We start from the raw sequence: 18,948 nt of genomic DNA, 5'->3' as shown, positions 1-18,948 counted from the left end.
GGGGTAATGTGACAACTGAGAATAACCCCGGAAACACGGCGGAAATCCGATAATTCTCCATGGTACTCAAAATGTTTTGGATGGTGGCTGGGGCGGTAGGATTCGAACCTACGGTACACGGCATCAAAAGCCGTTGCCTTACCACTTGGCTACGCCCCATCCGGTGAATGCGCGCCGTTGGGCAGACATCCTAAGCCGACCAGTCTATAGCGATGTCTTTTGGCGACCGCAAGACGCGAAAAACAGAAAATCCGCTCGCCGTTGCGGTTTTGATGCGTTGTGAGAATTTGTGAAAAACAGGTCGGAATTCCGCCCTCCCCGCGCTATAGCAAAGCAGGCAATTTCAGCCTGAAAATTGGAGACAGCATTGGAGGCAGCCATGTCCGCGTCGTTCTACAGCCAGTTGCAGCAGACACTGGATGACATTCGCAGTGAAGGCCTTGAAAAGATCGAACGGCCGCTGGCCTCCAAACAAAGTGCCCATATCGAGGTTGTCGACGGAGATACAACCCGGCGGCTGATCAATCTGTGCGCCAATAATTATCTGGGCCTGGCGGATGATGAGCGGCTGGCACAAGCCGCCATCGAGGCCATCGAAATCCATGGCTTCGGCATGGCCTCTGTGCGCTTTATCTGCGGCACACAGGAACTGCACCGGGTGCTGGAAAAGCGTCTCGCCGCCTATCTCGGCAAGGAAGACAGCATTCTGTTTGCTGCCTGTTTCGATGCCAATGGCGGCCTGTTTGAACCGCTACTGGGACCGCAGGACGCCATCATCTCCGATGCCCTCAACCATGCCTCCATCATTGACGGTATCCGCTTGTGCAAGGCGAAACGCTATCGCTATGCGAATAATGACATGGACGCCCTGGAAGACCAGTTGAAAGCGGCACGAGCCGATGGTGCCAGACACATCATGATCGCCACCGACGGCGTGTTTTCGATGGATGGCTATCTGGCGGATCTGCAAGGCATCACCCGGTTGGCAGCGCAGTACGAAGCTGTGGTAATGGTCGATGATTGTCATGCCACCGGTTTCATGGGGCCGCAGGGCCGTGGCACACCTCATCATGCCGGTGTCGCCGACCAGGTCGATATTTTGACCGGCACGTTCGGCAAAGCGCTGGGCGGCGCGCTGGGCGGCTATGTAGCGGGTCCCCAGAGTGCAATTGACTTGCTGCGCCAGCGCGCCCGGCCCTATCTGTTTTCCAATGCTCTGCCGCCGATGGTAGTCGGGGCCGCGATCAAGGCTCTGGAAATTGTCGAGGCGGGCGATGATCTGCGGCAACACTTATTCGACAATGCCACTTATTGGCGTGCGGGTCTGGCAAAGGCCGGGTTTGAGCTTCTACCGGGCGAACATCCCATCATTCCGGTGATGCTGGGAGATGCGAAGCTGGCGCAGCAAATGGCTTCGGGCCTCAATGCGGAAGGGATTTATGTCTCCGGCTTCTTCTTTCCGGTGGTGCCGAAAGGCCAGGCCCGCATCCGCACCCAGATGAATGCGGCACTGACCAGGGCCGATCTTGATAAAGCGCTTGAAGCGTTCGCCAAAGTCGGGCGATCACTCGGTATTCTGTGAAGGCAATGAAATGAAGTTTACCAACAGTACAATGCGGGCGCTGGTCAAGACCGAAGCTGCCGCCGGCCTGTCCCTGCAGAACGCTGCCGTGCCGGACATCGGCATCGACGACGTTCTGGTTAAAATCCACAAGACCGGGATTTGCGGCACAGATATGCATATCTGGAACTGGGATTCCTGGGCGGCGCGCACAGTGCCTGTTCCGTTGATCGTGGGTCATGAATATTCTGGCGAAATTGTCGCGCTCGGCTCGCATGTGCGCGATCTGGAAATTGGCCAGCGGGTGACCGGCGAAGGCCATATTGTCGGCCACCGCAGCCGGGCAGTGCGGGCCGGGAAATATCATCTCGACCCGGAGACAAAAGGTATTGGTGTCAACATTCCCGGCGCGTTTGCCGACTATCTGTCGCTGCCGGCTTTCAATGTCATCAAGCTGCCGGACGATATCGATGATGAAACCGCCGCCATTCTCGATCCGTTCGGCAATGCGGTGCACACCGCCCTGTCGTTCGATCTGGTCGGCGAGGATGTTCTGATTACCGGTGCCGGACCAATCGGCATCATGGCCGCGATGATCGCCCGGCATGTCGGTGCGCGCAAAGTTGTGGTGACGGATATCAATGCTGAACGGCTGGAGCTTGCCGGCCGCTGCGCCGATATCGTTCCGGTGAATGTCGCTGAGGAAACGCTTGCTGACGCCCGCGCCCGGCTGAATATCGGCGAAGGTTTTGACGTGGGGCTGGAAATGAGCGGAGCGCCCGCCGCATTCGACCAGATGGTCAGTCACATGATTATGGGCGGCCGAATCGCGATGCTGGGCATTCCGCCAAAGCCCACCATGGTCGACTGGACCAAAATCGTGTTCAAGGCCCTGACCATCAAAGGGATTTATGGACGGGAGATGTTTGAAACCTGGTACAAGGCAATTGCGCTGATCCAGGGCGGTCTGCCGGTGAAGCGCATCATTACCCACAGATTCGACATTGCGGATTACGAAAAGGGATTTGCCGTCATGAATGAGGGCGCATCCGGCAAAGTCGTGCTGAACTGGGCTGGATCGGACAATTCCGGCTTATAGAAGAAAAGCCCGGCACGAGGCCGGGCTTTTCGAAATTCAGCTCAGCTGGCGCGATCAGCGGCGTTTCATCCAGCCCCAAATTGCGGGGATTACGGCTGCTGCCAGAGCTATCTTGACCAGATCACCGGCGATAAACGGATAAAGACCCCACTGCAAAATGGGCTTGTCCCAGCCGGCAATTGTACCCAGCCAAAGCAGGCCGAGGGCAAAAATCAGAGCATCGGCACCCAGCATCAGCCCGAACAGTTTGAAGGGCGAACGGTCCCATCCGCGTTCCGCGAAATAACCGATAATCCCCATGGCAATAATAAATCCGACCAGATAGCCGCCGGTGCTGCCGAGCATGTAGCTCAGACCGTTATTGTCGGCGGTTGAACTGGTGAAGACATCCATGCCCAAGGCACCGATGGCAAGATAGAGAAGCACAGTTGCCAGGCCAAGGCGCATGCCATAGGCCGCGCCAAGACCCATGATCGCAAACGTCTGCAGCGTCATTGGAACCGGAAAAAACGGCACCCGGATTTTAGCCGAGATCGCCAGCAGAGCTGCTCCGATAATAGTCAGCGCAACAAAGCGCAACATGGCTTGCGTATTGCTGTCCGCTCCTGTTGGCCAAAGGGCGGTGGCAAGGGGTGTTGGAGATGTCAGACTTTGGGCGCTCATAGATGTTTTCCTTACGAGGTCTTGTAAAGGCCTGGCCGAGCCGGTGCTGCTGCGGCCAGCTTTGCTGTGGTACGACTGCTTTTAGCCGGTTGCTTGTTTTGAGACAAGTTCCCAGATAAACCGCGCTCAAGAAAACTGGCCCTGTCGGAGATACCGATGCGGTTGCGAACCGGCGGAGTTGTTGATGGCCCTGACATTCAATACAAGGTTTGACCCACGGCATGGGTCTACCGTTGAAGTGGGGTCCGGCGTGAAGCGCCTTACCGCACCCAATTCCGGGCCGTATACATTTCAAGGTACGAACACCTATCTGATCGGCACGGCTTCTCTGGCGATTGTGGATCCGGGGCCCGACGATACAGACCATTTTGACGCTCTGACCAAGGCCATTGGCGGGCGACGAGTCGAGGCCATCATCCTGACCCACAGCCATCTGGATCACACGCCTCTGACTGCCAGGCTGAAAGCGCACAGCGGAGCGCCGGTCTATGCGGCCGGGCCGCACCGGCCTTATCGGGATCTGTCTGCAGAGGAGCTGGCGCTTCTGGGGCGCAGTGCCGATCTGGCCTTTGTTCCTGACCGCACACTGACTGACGGCCAGATCATCCACGGTGCCGACTGGCAGCTTGAAACTGTGTTGACGCCGGGCCACACGGCGAATCACGCCGCCTTTGCAATTGCAGGAACCCCGATGCTGATTTCCGGAGATCACGTGATGGGCTGGTCGACTACAATTGTCGCGCCGCCCGACGGATCAATGGCCGATTATCTGCGCTCGCTCGACATTTTGCTGTCGCGTCCGGAAGCGCATTATCTGCCCGGCCATGGCGATGCAATTGCAAATGCCCTTCCTTATGTCAAAGGGTTGAAAACCCACCGCATCATGCGGGAAACGGCAATTTATGAGCAGATAGCCAATGGCACAGACAGCATTTCAGACATCGTTGCGGCTCTGTATCGGAGGGTGCCGGCGAAATTGCACGGTGCGGCGGCCATGACTGTTCTGGCGCATCTGGAATGCCTGATCGCTTCGGGCAAAATCAGCTCAAGCGATAGGCCAGTCACACTGCAATCGAAATTCAGGGTTGCTGATGGCCGATGAAGGCAGATCGGCTGGCTGATCTTACTGAACGGTGGTCGCTTTGACGGACAGATCAAGTTCCCTGAGGAACGCCTGCACCCGGCGGGCATTGGTGCCCAGATCATGATTGCCGATCCGGGATGCGGAACGCACATCAACGCTTGAACCGGTATCTGTTGCGCGCACGCGAACGACAAAATCATCGATAAAGCCCAAGACAGGCGTTTTCGCGACGGCTTCAAACACGCCTTCCGCCGAAGCTTCGGTATAGAATTTGGCGACGGTGCGCTGCATCACAGACCCATCGGCCAGGACAACCGGTTTGGGCTTCGGCCGGGCTACGCTGACGATAGACTGCTCTTCGAAATCAGCAGCTTTGGTAACGACGATCGGCGGCAATTCGAAGGTGATGGTCAAGCCAGAGCGCTGCGCCGCACTGCGCGCCAAATCGTAGGTTTGAGGTGTCGGCAGGGGAAATTCCTGCGTCCGCAACGCCGGATAGGCAGCCTTCTGCACTTCCAGAACCTGTCCATCGACCCGGCCAAAGGCGATATCCGCCAGCATCAGGGGGGGGTCCAGCGCATTCGTGGTGACTCCATTGACCTTCGGCAGATAAAGCAGGGCAAGGACCACAAGCACAAAAGGTGCAAGTGTCACAAGACTGATGACAAGGGCGCTGGCCGCACGAAAAAATCCGCGCAATCCCAATTGCCAGATGTCAATGAATGCGTTGAGGCACATGCCCACAGACAACAGCGCCAAAAACGCACCGGCACCAAGGACGGACAGCATTTCGTCAACGGGAATAAAGCCGAAGCGGTGCAGCAGGGCACCGAGCACGACGGTGGCAAAGCCCAGCGGTGCAAATTTGCGGGCCCAGATTGCGGAACGCGATACATCGGCATCGGGGCCCTGCCCTGAGCTCAGGCGTGCAAAAGAAGCTCCCTGATAACCGCTCCCCGCTTTTCCAAAGCTGTGATACTCAAAATCGACCGCAGTCATGGCAAATACACTGCCCCTAAACCCAACATTTACCGATTTTTTACCAGTGATTCCAATTAATCGCAAATCAAGTTCGGCATTATCCAGTTCTGTTGTGCAGCTTCTTCCAAACGTAAATCAGAAGGTGTTTCACGATTTTCGGCAGCAACTTGCATGAGAAAATCCCGGCGTTCCGCCGTTGATGGATGGGTGGACAGCCATCCGGCGCCTTCGTTGGTGCTTTCCAGCCTTTCCAGCACAGAAATCAGATCATCGGGCGGAATGCTCATATTGCGCAAAGTGCGGACTGCCAGCCGATCCGCCTGCCGTTCAAAATCGCGGCTGTAGGCTGTGCCGATCAGGGCCTGGCCGACAGCGACCACGGCGGCGCTGCCGGTGAAATCGCCAAGCAGAAAGCCCAGAAGCGTGGAGGTGCCGCCAATGCGCAGGCTCAGGCGCACTGCATGTCGGGCCTGAATGTGGCCGAGTTCATGGGCAAGGACCGCGATCAGTTCTTCAGGCGTTGCGCTGAGCTCCAGCAAGGACCGGGTGATGATTATGCGTCCAGCAGGCAGCGCAAAAGCGTTAGCACCGGGCATATCCATGACGCGCAGGCTGACCGGTCCGGAAAATCCGCTTGCCGCCTGCAAGGCTTCGATGAAGCCTGCCAAAACTGCATTATCCTCGGTTGAGGCGCAGATTTTCCGCGCCTCCGGATCAATCACATATGTCTCAAGCCGGTTGGCCAAAGTTGTCTCAAAACTGGCCGGAACCAGAGGTGCCAGCCGGTCGGCTGCCGCCGGTATGAGGATTGCAAATATCGATAATCCGGCGAGCACAACAGCGATACAGGCCGCAATGACGCGCAGAGGCTGGCGCGCGGCCCGGCGCCGAACGCTTGAAAGCCGGTGCAAGGCGGCCCAGGTGGCACTGGGCACTGCGGCTTTGTCAATCTGGATGCGCCGATTGTCACGGTGGTCCTGAAGGGCGATCTGGAGCTGATCTGAAGCGGTTTCGCTGCGCAGCAGATCCGCGCTGCCAAAGCCGTCAATCGCCTTGCCGCCCCTGTCGTACAGACAAAGCCTGTCGCCGAATTCCGCCATAACCGGCAGCGCTTCCGCCGATTGTCCATCGAAATAGACCGCAGCGAAGCGGTTTTCTTCCGCGGCCGCATCAGATGGCGTCAATGGATTGGTTGTAGCCATGAGACGATCTATAGCCCGCCCGCGTCCAGGGCATCCGCGATGCCCTCGCCAAATCCGTCACGGCGGCGAAGCTGCTCCGCAGGACCGGCCACAATGGCCGAGACCAGGGTGATCGGTGTAATTGACAGGGAATTACCGATCGCCTGCCAAAGCCGGTAGCGCAGGAACACAACACGGATCACCGAATAGAAGATAATGCCAAGGCTGTAATACAGGAAAAGGGCTGCAAAAAACCCGAACCGCGTCGTGGCACTGTCAATCACGCCAACAGGCAGGCCGGACTTCAGAAACCCGGCGAACAAAACCGCGCCCAGCCCCAGATAGAGCAGAGCGAAACCGGTCAGCACAATGAGAAATTTGCCCCACACCGCAATCATTGCCTGCCGGGAGAAGCTGGAATGGAGTTTCACTGAACCGAAGGTAGTGGAATTGGCGAAATGCCGAGTTTCAGCAGCAAGATAGGCAGGAACGGTGAAGGCCAGAAGGACAATCATCGCAACCCCCGAAATTCCACTGATCCGTAGCAGAGCGGTAAGCGGCACGCCGGATAGAGGATCAGATGCAAAAAGTCTGCGAAAGCTTGTGTTGAGCAGGTCCGCAAACACAAAGGTTTCAGGGACAGTTGACCAGAGACCAGCAATTTCAACGGCGGCCCAGGTGGTAATCAGGGCTATGCCCAGAAACAGCGGCCATCCGGCACGATAAAGCGGACCGAGCGCGGCTGAAAATTCCGCTTTCTGATTTCCATAGAAAGTATGGCGCATCCTGTAGCTCTGCAAAGCCCGCCTGCGCATGGGCCAGAGCGTGCCAAAACTGAGCACACCAATGCTGAACCAGACCATCGACAGGAGCGCATAGACCACTCCCGACCCGCCCTGGCGGAACCGCAACCCACGCCACAAGGTTCTGCTCAGGCGATAGTTCCGGGCCCGGTAAAGCGCGAACTGGCTGAGAAACCAGAGCATGCCGATTGCGACCAGATTTGCCGCCAGGACGCCGTAGGGCAGACCCAGCGAGATGACAAACAGGCTGAGATAGAGCGGCAGCAGAATAACGACAGCCATAAAAAACCCGGCGATCAGATCTGCCGGCTGCCCGGTGAATTCCAGTGGATAAGACCCGATCCGGGTGTGGGTCCAGAAAAAACGCCGCAGGCGCGTGACGTACCAGAACCGGTACAGCCCCAGCGTCAGCGTCAGCAAGACCATGCCGCGCAGCGCAAGCATGGCCAGATCCTTCGCGGCCGGTTCCACGGCCACCCTGCCGCCGCGTTGCTCGTCCTCACAGGAGGCCTGATGCAGCTCAGGCCGGGTGCTTTTTGCAACTGTTTGGGTCAAGCCGGTTTCCTGTGCAGAAAAAATCTGCTGATCAGTTTTGTGATGTCTGACGCATTTATGCAATTGCATGCCGCTGCCAACCAAGACAATTTGATGCTTTCGTTTAAGACTTGATTCACCTAACAGGCGCAGACTTGAAAGTAATCTGCTGATAGAGTGTGATGTCAGCGATTTTGTGACCCGTATATGAGTGTGGAGTTGCGTCATGCAATTGATGAAATCAAAAGGTTTTCGCTGCAAGGAAGATCGTGCAAAAGATCTTGAACTCACCAGACATTATGGTGCCATCGGCATCAGGTCTGTTCAAGCCGCACAAGCACTTTGCAGCAAGGCCAAGCCGGTTGAAGTGACAAAGGCAATTGCAAAGCCGTACAAAAGCGCTTAGCCAAACAGCAAAGACAGAGCCAGCGTCCACATGACGCTGCCTATCAACAGGTCGAGGACCTGCCACGCACCGCGCTGTGCGAACAAGGGCGCGAGCAAACGCGCCCCGTAGCCCAGAGCAAAAAACCAGATGAACGAAGCCGTCACAGCTCCAAGCCCGAAGGCAATGCGGCCCGGCATCGGGTATTTTGCTGAAAAACCGCCAAGCAAAAGCACTGTGTCGAGATAGACATGCGGATTGAGAAATGTGAATGCCAGCGCAGTCGCCAATGCAGCGCGCAATGTGGGTATCTGCTGGGTCGCCGCTTTTAGAGTGCCAGGTGAAAAAACCCGCTTAAAGGCCAACAAACCATAGATAAACAAGAATGCGGCGCCGCCATAGGTTACCGCTGACAGCAACACTTCCGAGCCTTGCAAAAGGCTGCCAAGCCCGGCAATACCGAGCACGATCAGCAACGCATCAGACAGCGCGCAGAGCAGACAGACGGCAAAGACGTGACGGCGCAAAAGTCCGAGCCGCAGCACATATGCGTTTTGCGCGCCAATCGCCATGATCAACCCGCTGCCCAGTGAAAAGCCGGCCACGGCAGGTGCGAGCTGGTCCATCAATATCTATTCCAGCCAGCGCGCCATGGCTGCAATTGCCCGGTCGATTGTCGCCGCATCACCGGCATAGGAAAACCGCATCATGGTCTGGCCGTTATCAGGGTCGAAATCGACCCCTGGCGTGGCCGCCACGCCGGTGCTGTCAAGCAGCGTTCGGGAAAAGTCGAGCGCATCGTTGGTGAAGCGGCGCGCATCGGCGTAGACATAGAAGGCACCGTCTGCGGGATGCAGGCTTTCAAAGCCAATCTGCGGCAGGGCGGTCAGCAGCTTCTGCCGGTTGCGTGCGTAAAGTTCTCTGATTGCATCCAGCTCCGGGGTCGCATCAAACGCCTTTATGGCGGCAATCTGTGAAATATACGGTGCTGAGATATAAAGTGATTGTGCCAGCCGCTCGACTGGCCGCACCAGATCTTCCGGCAGAATCATCCAGCCGATACGCCAGCCGGTCATGCAATAATATTTTGAAAAGGAATTGATCACAATCGACTGGTCTGTGTGGGACAAGGCAGTCTCGGCGGTCCCCTCATAGACCAGCCCATGATAGATTTCGTCGGAAATCAATCTGATATTGCACCTGTTGCAGCTTTTGATCAGGGCGGTAAAGGCCTGCGGCATCAGCATGGTCCCGGACGGATTGGCGGGACTGGCGATCAACAACCCGTCCAGCGGCGCTTGTGCATGAACAGCTTCAACATCCTGCGGCGTGATGACATAGCGGTTTTCCGCCCTCACCGGAATGGAAACGGCAACAAGTCCAAGTGCTTTCATGACATTGCGATAGGCCGGGTAGCCGGGTGCGGCCAGACCGACACGGGCCCCGCTGTCAAATGCGGACAGGAAACTGAGGATAAAACCGGCGGATGAACCGGTGGTGATGGCAATGCGCTGACGCGGCACAGTGGCACCATATTGCAGTTGATAATGCGCAGAAATGCGCTCGCGTAAAGCCGGCAGCCCAAGGGCCGGCGTATAGGAAATCCGGTCCTGATCAATCGCCGCCTTGGCGGCTTCGCGCACAATTATCGGGGCCTGATGTCCAGGCTCGCCGACTTCCATGCGCAGGACAGGTTTGCCCTCGGCCGCGCGCGACTGGGCGGCAACCATGACATCCATGGCTAAAAACGGATCGACCGCGCTGCGCAAAGACGCTGCATGTTGGAGAATTGGAGGCTTCATGAAGGTTGAATCATACCGGTTGGAGTTTTTGCAAAACAGCTTCAGCGGGTTCTTAAACCGCCATCGGTGAAGGTTCAAGAACCATACCGGCTGACGAGCGGTAGGCATTATCCGGCAAAGGCCGATTTCCAGGTGTTACAATGGTCAGGCACGGCATTTCAGCCTGTGCGCCAGATCATATCATTTGCCTTTGCGTGATAGGTGTTGAGGCTGTAAACTCGCTTCCAGAGCAGATATGACAGGGCAAACCTGATGAATGAGGATGAACAGGGTGGTGGTTCAGAACCGTGTTTTGCTCACATGGTGGTGGATGGCCACGTCGTCGATCCGGATACGGCAAGAGATGTCGCACGGTTCCGCAAAAGCGAGAGACAGCGTCTCTACGCCCTGCGCAAGGCAGTGCCGCTGGAACAGCGCAAACACATGGCTGCTGTTGTTGCTGACGGTCTGGATCGCGAAATTGCGGAGGTCGAAGGCGCGGTCATAGCGGTCTATTGGCCAATCCGCGGCGAACTGGATCTGCGCGGCTGGATGAACGAGGTTCATCTTCAGGGCGCCACTGTCGCATTGCCGGTTGTGGTTGAACGTGACCAGCCCGTCGCATTTCACCGATGGTCGCCCGACAGCACGATGCGGCGTGGCATATGGGGCATTCCTGTCCCCGAAACAGTGCACTCTGTCGAGCCCGATATTATTGTCATTCCGCTGCTGGGTGTTGACGAGAACCGGTTCCGGCTCGGCAATGGCGGCGGCTACTACGACCGCACTCTGGCGCGGATGCGCTCCGGTACCATTTGCATCGGCGTCGGTCATGATTTTTCCAAACTGAAAACCATATTTCCAATGCCCTGGGACATCCCGATGCACCGGGTGATCCTCAGCGACGGAATAGTTTGGTAAAGTATTCAGCTCAAGCTTGCGCTGATACTTGCAGTGCTGCACTTTTTGTTTGGATTGGCTGGTTCCGTCGTGAAATCCAGTTGATGGTGGATCAATTGGTCGGGTGCTCCCGCCTGATGGTTTCATGACAAAAGCTTAAATTGACCTTGCTGGCGGCAAAATTTAGGTTTGGCGCTCTTCAAACCGGCGGGAATTTGACGTGGATGGCGACACTTCAGAAACATATCAGCGAGACACCAGAGACACTCCAGAGATGGGCAGCGCCCAGCTTTATAGGCCGGAGACATTGGAGCTGACGCTCATCCTGCCCGCGCCTGTCTCCGTAGCATCGCATACAGCGCGGCTCCATGCCATGGCTGATGCGATGGTGGCCGTGACGCGCCCATCGCCAGCATTGCCGGGACCTGTCGAACAAGCTGGCGAACAGGCTGGCAGAACAGGCTAGCGAACAGGCTGGCAGAACACAGCAGAAACCGTTACATTCAATTCAAATCCATTACATCAGGACCGCACCATGCCTATTAATCTGACCTTCTCCTATCTGGCCCGAAAATTCATGCCGGCTTTGCTGCTTGTGCCTCTGATGGCGCCGGCCTCTGCCCAGACTTTTCCGGAAGCGGAAAAGGAAGAAATCCGAACCATCGTCCGCGAATATCTCATGGAAAATCCTGAGGTGATCACGGAAGCACTGGATGCGCTGGGCACCCGCCAGAAACTTGCGGAGGAAACCGCCCGACTGGATGCTGTGACCAATCTGCAGGAGCAGATTTTCGATTCTCCCTATCAGGTGGTGATGGGCAATCCTGATGGCGATGTGACGATGGTGGAGTTCTTCGATTATAATTGCGGTTTCTGCAAACGCGCCCACAAGGACATGCTGGCGCTGCTGGAAACAGACCCCGGCTTGCGATTTGTCCTGAAAGAATTTCCTGTGCTTGGGCAGGGTTCGGTTGAAGCTGCCCGCGTCAGCATAGCCGTTAACGAGCTGGCACCCGAGAAATTTGCCGAGTTCCACCTTCAGGTCCTGCTGGGGCCAGGCCAGGCCAATGCGGCGAAAGCGATCAAGGTTGCCACAAGCCTGGGGATTGATCCTGATGAACTGGAAGCGGTGACCAAATCCGATCTGGCAGCTGAAACCATTCAGGAAGTCTATATGCTGGCAGATGGACTGGGTCTGACAGGCACACCCTCCTATGTGGTTGGCAACAAAGTGCTGTTCGGCGCAGTGGGCGAACAGGAACTGCGTGACAGCATTGACGCGGCGCGCGATGAGAAGAGCTGATCAGCTCGTTTCATGATGACATTGGGCTAGGGTCTGGACTCAATTGGGAGATTGAGTTCAGACCCTAGCTGACGATTCATTATTATTGATGTGACAGGCATCTTTTAAACCGGTAAAGAGCGGCGCGCTTTCGGGCGCGTCGTTTTGTTTCCGGTTTAAGAAAAGGCAAGATCATGTCCCATGGACTCTTTCGTTCAGCAGCAATTCTCGGTCTGTTGTCGGCGGTCGGTCCGTTTGCCATCGACATGTATCTGCCTGCCTTGCCGAATGTTGCCGAAGATCTGGGCAGTCCGATTGCCGCAGCGCAGATGACGCTGACGGCCTATTTTATCGCATTTGGCCTGGCCCAGCTGATCTATGGGCCGCTGGCTGATCAGGTTGGCCGCAAGCCGCCGCTCTATATCGGCCTCGCGGTTTTCATCCTCGGCTCAATCGGCTGCACCTTTGCGCCCTCCATCGGCGCTCTGGTGGCGTTTCGCTTTGTCCAGGGAATGGGCGCCGCAGTGCTGATGGTGGTACCGCGGGCGATTATCCGTGACATGCACACCGGTGCGGAAGCAACCCGGCTGATGGCGCTGATCATGCTGGTGGTCAGCATCTCGCCAATGCTGGCGCCGCTGGCCGGCAGTGGTGTGATTTACATCGGCAACTGGCGTGCCATCTTTGCCGTGCTGGGCGTTGCCGCCGTTCTCAGCCTGCTGATGACCGGCTTTCTGCTGCCGGAAACCCTTGCAGTGGAAAAACGCGTGGCGGTGAATGTGCGCAACCTTGCCTCCGGCACAGCGCTGTTGCTGCGCGATCGCGGTTTTATAGGATTGACCTTTATCGGCGCGTTCGGACTGGCCAGTTTCTTCGTTTTCATCGCCAGCGCATCCTTTGTCTATACTGGCCAGTTCGGCCTCAGCCCGACCGGTTTCAGCATTGCCTTTGCCATCAACGCAATCGGGTTTTTTGCCGCCTCGCAACTGGCGGCACCGTTTGCGGAGCGGTTTGGCATGGTGCGCACCATCTCTGCTGCCGTCGCCGGTTTCATGGTGTTCTCGCTGCTGCTGGTGGGGCTGACACTGGCCGGTTACGGAACCCTGCCAGTGATTGTGACCTTCCTGTTTCTGGCCAATGCCTGTCTCGGGCTGGTGATCCCGACAACCATGGTGCTGGCGCTGGAAGAGCATGGCGAGATTGCAGGACTGGCGTCCTCGCTTGGTGGCACGCTGCAAATGGTGGCGGGCGGACTTGCCGTACTCGTCGCCGGACCGTTTTTCGATGGCACCGCAACACCGATGGTGATTGCCATTACCATCTGCGCGATCATTGCCTTTTTGCTGACGCGGTTTGTGCTGGTGCACCCTGCACTGGCGTCAAACGTCCAGGATGTCAGTCTCTGAAATTGTAATACCGAATCCGCTGAGGCCGACATAATGGCGTTTGCGGGAGGCCAGCAAACGGATGTCGGAGACATCCAGATCGCGCAGAATTTGAGCGCCGAGCCCGATTTCGCGCCAACTGTCCTCGCGGATTTTCGTTGAAGCGTGGCTTTCTGCCTGATCGTCAGAATGGCTCGGTCCACGCGCTCCGCGCTCGGAATCCGGGGTTACGCCGGCCGCGCCCTCACGCAGATAGACAATTATGCCCCTGCCCCCTTCGGCAATTGAGGCAACGCCGCTCTGCAAGGCCTGATTGGTGCCGAACACATCGCCCAGAACATCTTCCAAATGCAGCCGCACCGGCACCGGCTTGCCATCATGAATATTGCCGAATACCAGCGCCAGATGCTGCATCGGATCAAATGGCGTGCGATAGGAAATCGCAAGTGCTGCGCCAAAGCGTGTTTGAATACGGCGCTCGCCGACCCGCTCGACCAGCTTTTCCCGGCGCTGCCGGTAGGCGATCAGTTCGGCGACCGAAATCGACTTCAGGCCGTGCTCTGCGGCAAATTTGGCAACGTCCGGTCCGCGCTTGACGGACCCGTCATCATTGACGAGTTCGGAGATAACGCCAACTGGCGGCAGCTCCGCCAACTGGCACAGATCCACCGCCGCTTCAGTATGGCCGGACCGCGTCAGCACACCGCCCTCTTTGGCGACCAGCGGAAAGATATGTCCCGGACGCACGAAATCCGCCGCGCCGGCATTGGGATTGGCCAAAGCGCGAACCGTCGAACATCTTTCTGCAGCGGAAATACCGGTGGTGGTGTCGTGGCGATAATCCACCGACACCGTGAATGCGGTGCTGTGAGGCGCATCATTATGCGCCACCATGGGTTGCAACTGCAGGCGCGCTGCTTCCTGGCGGCTGAGCGGCGCACAGACAATGCCGCTGGTATGACGGACCATGAAGGCCATATGTTCCGGCGTACAATGCACCGCGGCAACAATGAGATCGCCCTCATTCTCGCGATCATCATCATCGGTGACGACGATCATTTCTCCAGCTTTGAAGGCCTCGATAGCCTGACGCACACGCAAATTGTCTTCACTCATAAATCTATCCGTTAATCTATCCGTTTTGGCCACGGTGACGGAGCAGATGATCGGCCAGTACACAGGCCATCATCGCCTCTCCGATGGGAACTGCCCGGATGCCGACGCAAGGGTCGTGACGCCCCTTGGTGCGCAGATCCACTTCCTCGCCGCTGCGGGTGACACTTTTGCGGGTGGTCAGGATTGACGACGTTGGTTTCATGGCGAAACGGGCGACGACCGGCTCTCCCGATGAAATGCCGCCAAGAACTCCGCCGGATTTGTTTGACAGAAACACCGGCTTGCCATCGGCGCCGATGCGCATTTCATCGGCATTGTCCTCGCCGCTCAAACGCGCAGCTTCAAACCCATTGCCGATCTCCACGCCCTTGACTGCATTGATGGACATCAGCGCAGAGGCAATATCCTGATCAAGTTTGCCATAGACCGGCGCGCCAAGTCCGGCTGGCACTGCGTCGGCCACCACTTCAATGATTGCGCCGATACTGGACCCGGATTTGCGGATGCCATCGAGATAGGATTCCCACTCCTTGGCGACCACCGGATCAGGGCAGAAAAACGGGTTATTGTCGATTTCATCCCAGTCCCAGCGGTTGCGGTCGACCGCGATTTCCCCGATCTGGACCAAAGCGCCGCGCACCCGCATCGGATTGATCACCTGGCGAGCAATCGCACCGGCAGCCACCCGCGCCGCAGTCTCGCGCGCTGAAGAGCGGCCGCCGCCGCGATAGTCGCGAATGCCGTATTTGGCGTCATAGGTAAAATCGGCATGGCCAGGCCGATAGCTTTCCTTGATTTCCGAATAATCCTTGGAACGCTGATCGACATTCTCGATCATCAGTGAAATCGGCGTGCCTGTGGTCAGCAATTCGCCGGTTTCCTCGTCGGGGAAAACGCCGGAGAGGATGCGCACCAGATCGAGCTCCTTGCGCTGGGTGGTAAAGCGCGATTGGCCGGGGCGGCGCTTGTTCATCCATTGCTGGATCATCTCTTCCGATATGACGAGACGGGGCGGACAGCCATCGATCACACAGCCCAGTCCCGGGCCGTGGCTTTCGCCCCAGGTAGTAATGCGGAACAGATGACCGAAACTGTTGTGAGACATGGAACTACGCCGCTAATTTGTGTTGTTCGGTGTTTATGTGAGTGCAGGCTTTTCGTCAAACGACACGGCGCGCTTACAACAGCACGACACGCCCGTCGACAAATTGCATGACCTGATCCTGCGGCGTCGGCAGCGAGATGATATCGGCTTCAGGCAAATTCTGCAGAATGCCGCGAAACACCCGACTGACGCCGCCATGAGATACGATCACCATATCGCTGTCGATTTCCTCAACCACAGCGCGGACCCGCTGCATCAGCATGGCATAGCTCTCGCCGTCGGGCGGCGTGAAGTGAAACTTGTCTTTGTGGCGTTTGGCAGCCAGTTCCGGCTGCTGCTGTTCAATTTCATCGGCCGTAAAGCCTTCAAATTTTCCGAAGCGGATTTCTTTCAGCCGCTCGTCAGTTGCATAATCCGATACCGGCAGACCAAGTTCGCCGCGCACAAGTTCCATGGTTTCGCTGGTGCGCTTCATCGGGCTGGCCAGAAATGGCAGGTCCAGAGAGGGCAGATGCGCCTTGAGCGTGCGTCCGTTGCGGCGCGCCTGATCCCGGCCCAGAGCATTCAAGGGAATGTCCTGCTGGCCCTGCAGCTTGCCCAGACGGTTCCAGTCCGTCTCGCCGTGGCGGACGAAATAAATGACGTGTTTCACTGCGGTCTTACTTTCTGTCGACGACGATATCAGGCGCATCAACCGCCTTCATGCCAACTACATGATATCCGGAATCCACATGATGAACCTCGCCGGTGACACCGGAGCTGAGATCCGACAACAGATAAAACGCCGAACGGCCGACCTGATCGGTCGTCACGGTCTGGCGCAGGGGCGAGTTGTTTTCATTCCATTCCAGAATATAGCGGAAATCACCGATGCCGGAGGCTGCCAGTGTCTTGATCGGCCCGGCTGACAGGGCATTGACGCGGATATTCTTCGGACCAAGATCCACCGCCAGATAGCGCACCGAGGCTTCCAGCCCGGCTTTGGCAACGCCCATGACATTGTAGTGCGGCATTACCTTTTCCGCACCATAATAGGTCAGGGTCAGGATCGAGCCGCCATCGCTCATGAGTTTTTCAGCCCGCTGGGCAACGGCAGTCAGCGAGTACACCGATATCTGCATCGTTCTCTGAAAATTTGCCTCGGACGTATCGACATAACGCCCGGTCAGTTCGCCCTTGTCGGAAAATGCAATGGCGTGCACGACAAAATCGAGCTTGCCCCAATGCTGTTCCAGATCGGCAAAAACAGCATCCATTGAAGCTGTATCCGTCACATCACAATGGCCGGCCACATGGCCACCCAATTCTGCAACCAGTGGTTCCACCCGCTTTTTCAACGCATCGCCCTGATAGGTAAATGCCAGATCCGCGCCCTGCTCGTGACAGGCTTTGGCAATGCCCCAGGCAATTGAGCGATTATTGGCAAGACCCATGATCAGGCCCTTCTTGCCCTTCATGATATTACCGGAAAAAGTGGCGGGTTGGTCAGCCATGAAAAACGTCCTTGAATAGTCTTGCAAGCAAGCCGTCGGGTGATGCAATGTCTGTGATGTTTATGGTCTGAGTCCAGACCCTGGATCGAAGCGGCTTATGCCACAGCCGCTTTGCCGCATCAAGCAATTGCAACAATCAGTCAGGCCCGGTGAAATGCAGCTATGCTAGAGGAATTCGAAAACGCACTTGGCAAAGGCGCTGTTCTCAGCAGCGCTGAAGCGATGGCACCCTATCTGAGCGAATGGCGCGGCCTGTTTCACGGCCAGGCACTTGCAGTGCTGAGACCATCCAGCACACAGGCGGTTTCAGACGCCGTCCGCCTGGCGGCACGACACCAGTTGAAGATCGTCCCGCAAGGCGGCAATACAGGGCTTGTGGGCGGTCAGATACCGGATGATGCCAAGGCACATATAATCCTTTCCGCAGAACGGCTAAGCGCCATTCGCAAGCTGGATTCAGACGGCAATTCCATCACTGTGGAAGCCGGTGTCGTGCTGGAGCGGATACAGCAGGCAGCCGATGCCGCAGAGCGGTTTTTCCCGCTGGCCCTGGGCGCGCAGGGTTCCTGTCAGATCGGCGGAAACATCTCCACCAATGCGGGCGGAACCGGCGTGCTGGCCTATGGCAATACGCGTAATCTGGTGCTTGGACTGGAAGTTGTGCTGGCCGATGGGCGAATCTGGAACGGTCTGCGCGCCCTGCACAAGAACAACACAGGTTACGACCTGAAACAATTATTCATCGGCGGCGAAGGGACTTTGGGCTTTGTCACCGCGGCCGTCCTGAAACTGTTTCCCAAGCCGAAAGGGCGGCAGGTCGCCTTCATGGGCTTCGCCTCGCCGCATGCGGCGCTGGCCACATTGAATATCGCCCAGGGCCTTGCCGGATCCAATCTCACCGGCTTTGAGCTGATGCCGCGCATCGGGGTCGAATTTACCATCCGGCATCTTGAAGGGGCACGCGACCCGTTGCAGGGCTCCTACCCGTGGTACGCCCTGGTTGAAATTTCCAGCGGCCGGTCCGAGGAAGAAGCGGAAGCGCTGATGCTCGAAGCCTTTCAGGCGGCCTCCGAAAAGGGCCATGTTGCCGATGCGGCCCTGGCCGCCTCTTCGAGCCAGCAGGCCGAGTTCTGGCGTATGCGACATGGATTGTCGGAAGTGCAGAAACATGAGGGCGGATCGATTAAACATGATGTCTCTGTGCCGGTGTCAAGAATGCCGGATTTCATTGTTGAGGCCAGTGCGGCGGTGAAAGCCATTATTGCGAACTGCCGGCCGGTCGCTTTCGGGCATCTAGGCGACGGCAATATCCATTTTAATGTGAGCCAGCCGATTGGCGGCGACAAGGAGGCGTTTCTGGCGCAATGGGACCGGATCAACACTGTGGTGCACGACATTGTCGCCGACTATAACGGCTCTGTATCCGCTGAGCACGGCATCGGCCGGCTCAAAGCCAAATTGATGCCACAGATCAAATCGGACGTTGAACTGGACCTGATGCGCCGCGTCAAACAGTGCCTTGATCCGGACGGCCTGTTCAATCCCGGGGCCCTGTTGCCGCCAGAGTTGTGAGGGCCTGGCGGGCTTTGATGCCG

The 18,948-nt window shown here is 57.2% G+C and carries 19 protein-coding genes and 1 tRNA gene; 9 read left to right on the top strand and 11 right to left on the bottom strand.

The window, feature by feature from the left end; all coding sequences use genetic code 11:
* Positions 1-84: 84 nt before the first annotated feature.
* A tRNA-Gln gene (locus RAL88_RS18280) sits at positions 85-159 on the bottom strand.
* A 220-nt stretch (positions 160-379) separates the two neighbouring features.
* Here RAL88_RS18280 and RAL88_RS18275 point away from each other — a divergent pair.
* Both RAL88_RS18275 and tdh read left to right on the top strand, forming a co-directional pair.
* Complete coding sequence (locus tag RAL88_RS18275; RefSeq protein ID WP_306265426.1) at positions 380-1,582, top strand: glycine C-acetyltransferase; 1,203 nt, start codon at positions 380-382, stop codon at positions 1,580-1,582.
* Between the two features lie 31 nt (positions 1,583-1,613).
* Positions 1,614-2,660 carry an L-threonine 3-dehydrogenase gene (tdh, locus tag RAL88_RS18270; RefSeq protein ID WP_306269752.1) on the top strand — a complete coding sequence of 349 codons (1,047 nt, stop codon included), beginning with the start codon at positions 1,614-1,616 and terminating at the stop codon, positions 2,658-2,660.
* A 54-nt stretch (positions 2,661-2,714) separates the two neighbouring features.
* Here tdh and RAL88_RS18265 read toward each other — a convergent pair whose 3' ends face one another.
* Entirely contained in the window at positions 2,715-3,323 is a 609-nt protein-coding gene (locus RAL88_RS18265; protein WP_306265424.1) for a biotin transporter BioY, read from the bottom strand.
* Positions 3,324-3,507: 184 nt separating this feature from the next.
* Between RAL88_RS18265 and RAL88_RS18260 the strand changes: the two genes are divergently transcribed.
* Positions 3,508-4,425, top strand: a complete 918-nt coding sequence (locus tag RAL88_RS18260) for an MBL fold metallo-hydrolase (protein ID WP_306265423.1) — start codon at positions 3,508-3,510, stop codon at positions 4,423-4,425.
* Between the two features lie 21 nt (positions 4,426-4,446).
* Here the strand turns inward: RAL88_RS18260 and RAL88_RS18255 are convergent, their stop codons facing one another.
* Genes RAL88_RS18255 through RAL88_RS18245 form a run of 3 tightly spaced genes read right to left on the bottom strand, consistent with a single transcriptional unit; the run spans position 4,447 to position 7,927 of the window.
* Positions 4,447-5,406: a DUF1499 domain-containing protein gene (locus RAL88_RS18255; protein ID WP_306265421.1), complete on the bottom strand. Its 960-nt coding sequence runs from the start codon at positions 5,404-5,406 to the stop codon at positions 4,447-4,449.
* A 56-nt stretch (positions 5,407-5,462) separates the two neighbouring features.
* A complete protein-coding gene (locus RAL88_RS18250) occupies positions 5,463-6,590 on the bottom strand; it encodes a M48 family metallopeptidase (RefSeq protein ID WP_306265419.1) in 1,128 nt (375 codons plus the stop codon).
* Between the two features lie 8 nt (positions 6,591-6,598).
* Entirely contained in the window at positions 6,599-7,927 is a 1,329-nt protein-coding gene (locus RAL88_RS18245; protein ID WP_306265417.1) for a DUF898 family protein, read from the bottom strand.
* Positions 7,928-8,132: 205 nt separating this feature from the next.
* On the opposite strand from RAL88_RS18245, the gene RAL88_RS18240 reads away from it, so the two are divergent.
* The gene (locus RAL88_RS18240) at positions 8,133-8,312 is read left to right on the top strand and encodes a hypothetical protein (protein ID WP_306265416.1); all 180 of its coding nucleotides are present in this window, start codon (positions 8,133-8,135) and stop codon (positions 8,310-8,312) included.
* Here RAL88_RS18240 and RAL88_RS18235 read toward each other — a convergent pair.
* Positions 8,309-8,917, bottom strand: a complete 609-nt coding sequence (locus tag RAL88_RS18235) for a LysE/ArgO family amino acid transporter (RefSeq protein ID WP_306265415.1) — start codon at positions 8,915-8,917, stop codon at positions 8,309-8,311. The two genes, RAL88_RS18240 and RAL88_RS18235, sit on opposite strands and share 4 nt — an antisense overlap.
* Before the next feature lie 6 nt (positions 8,918-8,923).
* Positions 8,924-10,093 carry a pyridoxal phosphate-dependent aminotransferase gene (locus tag RAL88_RS18230; protein ID WP_306265414.1) on the bottom strand — a complete coding sequence of 390 codons (1,170 nt, stop codon included), beginning with the start codon at positions 10,091-10,093 and terminating at the stop codon, positions 8,924-8,926.
* A 252-nt stretch (positions 10,094-10,345) separates the two neighbouring features.
* On the opposite strand from RAL88_RS18230, the gene RAL88_RS18225 reads away from it, so the two are divergent.
* From RAL88_RS18225 to RAL88_RS18210, 4 genes are all read left to right on the top strand, one after another.
* On the top strand, positions 10,346-10,993 hold the full coding sequence (locus tag RAL88_RS18225; RefSeq protein ID WP_306265412.1) for a 5-formyltetrahydrofolate cyclo-ligase: 648 nt from the start codon (positions 10,346-10,348) through the stop codon (positions 10,991-10,993).
* Positions 10,994-11,192: 199 nt separating this feature from the next.
* Positions 11,193-11,438 (top strand): hypothetical protein, encoded by a 246-nt coding sequence (locus RAL88_RS18220; RefSeq protein WP_306265410.1) that lies wholly within the window; start codon positions 11,193-11,195, stop codon positions 11,436-11,438.
* Positions 11,439-11,507: 69 nt separating this feature from the next.
* Positions 11,508-12,275 carry a DsbA family protein gene (locus RAL88_RS18215; protein WP_306265408.1) on the top strand — a complete coding sequence of 256 codons (768 nt, stop codon included), beginning with the start codon at positions 11,508-11,510 and terminating at the stop codon, positions 12,273-12,275.
* Between the two features lie 173 nt (positions 12,276-12,448).
* A complete protein-coding gene (locus RAL88_RS18210; protein ID WP_306265406.1) occupies positions 12,449-13,660 on the top strand; it encodes a multidrug effflux MFS transporter in 1,212 nt (403 codons plus the stop codon).
* Here the strand turns inward: RAL88_RS18210 and ribB are convergent.
* The 4 genes from ribB to fabI form a co-directional block, all read right to left on the bottom strand.
* Positions 13,634-14,755 carry a 3,4-dihydroxy-2-butanone-4-phosphate synthase gene (gene ribB, locus RAL88_RS18205; RefSeq protein ID WP_306265404.1) on the bottom strand — a complete coding sequence of 374 codons (1,122 nt, stop codon included), beginning with the start codon at positions 14,753-14,755 and terminating at the stop codon, positions 13,634-13,636. The two genes, RAL88_RS18210 and ribB, sit on opposite strands and share 27 nt — an antisense overlap.
* A gap of 16 nt (positions 14,756-14,771) precedes the next feature.
* A complete protein-coding gene (aroC, locus tag RAL88_RS18200) occupies positions 14,772-15,860 on the bottom strand; it encodes a chorismate synthase (protein ID WP_306265402.1) in 1,089 nt (362 codons plus the stop codon).
* 73 nt (positions 15,861-15,933) lie between these two features.
* Positions 15,934-16,512: a histidine phosphatase family protein gene (locus RAL88_RS18195; protein ID WP_306265400.1), complete on the bottom strand. Its 579-nt coding sequence runs from the start codon at positions 16,510-16,512 to the stop codon at positions 15,934-15,936.
* A 7-nt stretch (positions 16,513-16,519) separates the two neighbouring features.
* Positions 16,520-17,317 carry an enoyl-ACP reductase FabI gene (gene fabI, locus RAL88_RS18190; RefSeq protein ID WP_371932193.1) on the bottom strand — a complete coding sequence of 266 codons (798 nt, stop codon included), beginning with the start codon at positions 17,315-17,317 and terminating at the stop codon, positions 16,520-16,522.
* A gap of 198 nt (positions 17,318-17,515) precedes the next feature.
* Between fabI and RAL88_RS18185 the strand changes: the two genes are divergently transcribed.
* Positions 17,516-18,925 carry an FAD-binding oxidoreductase gene (locus RAL88_RS18185; protein WP_306265397.1) on the top strand — a complete coding sequence of 470 codons (1,410 nt, stop codon included), beginning with the start codon at positions 17,516-17,518 and terminating at the stop codon, positions 18,923-18,925.
* The last annotated feature ends 23 nt before the right edge of the window (positions 18,926-18,948 follow it).

It is taken from the genome of Pararhizobium sp. IMCC3301 (assembly GCF_030758315.1).
In the GTDB taxonomy this organism is placed as follows: domain Bacteria; phylum Pseudomonadota; class Alphaproteobacteria; order Rhizobiales.
The sequence above is the reverse complement of the archived record's forward strand: the minus strand, read 5'-3'. Positions and strand labels throughout refer to the sequence as shown.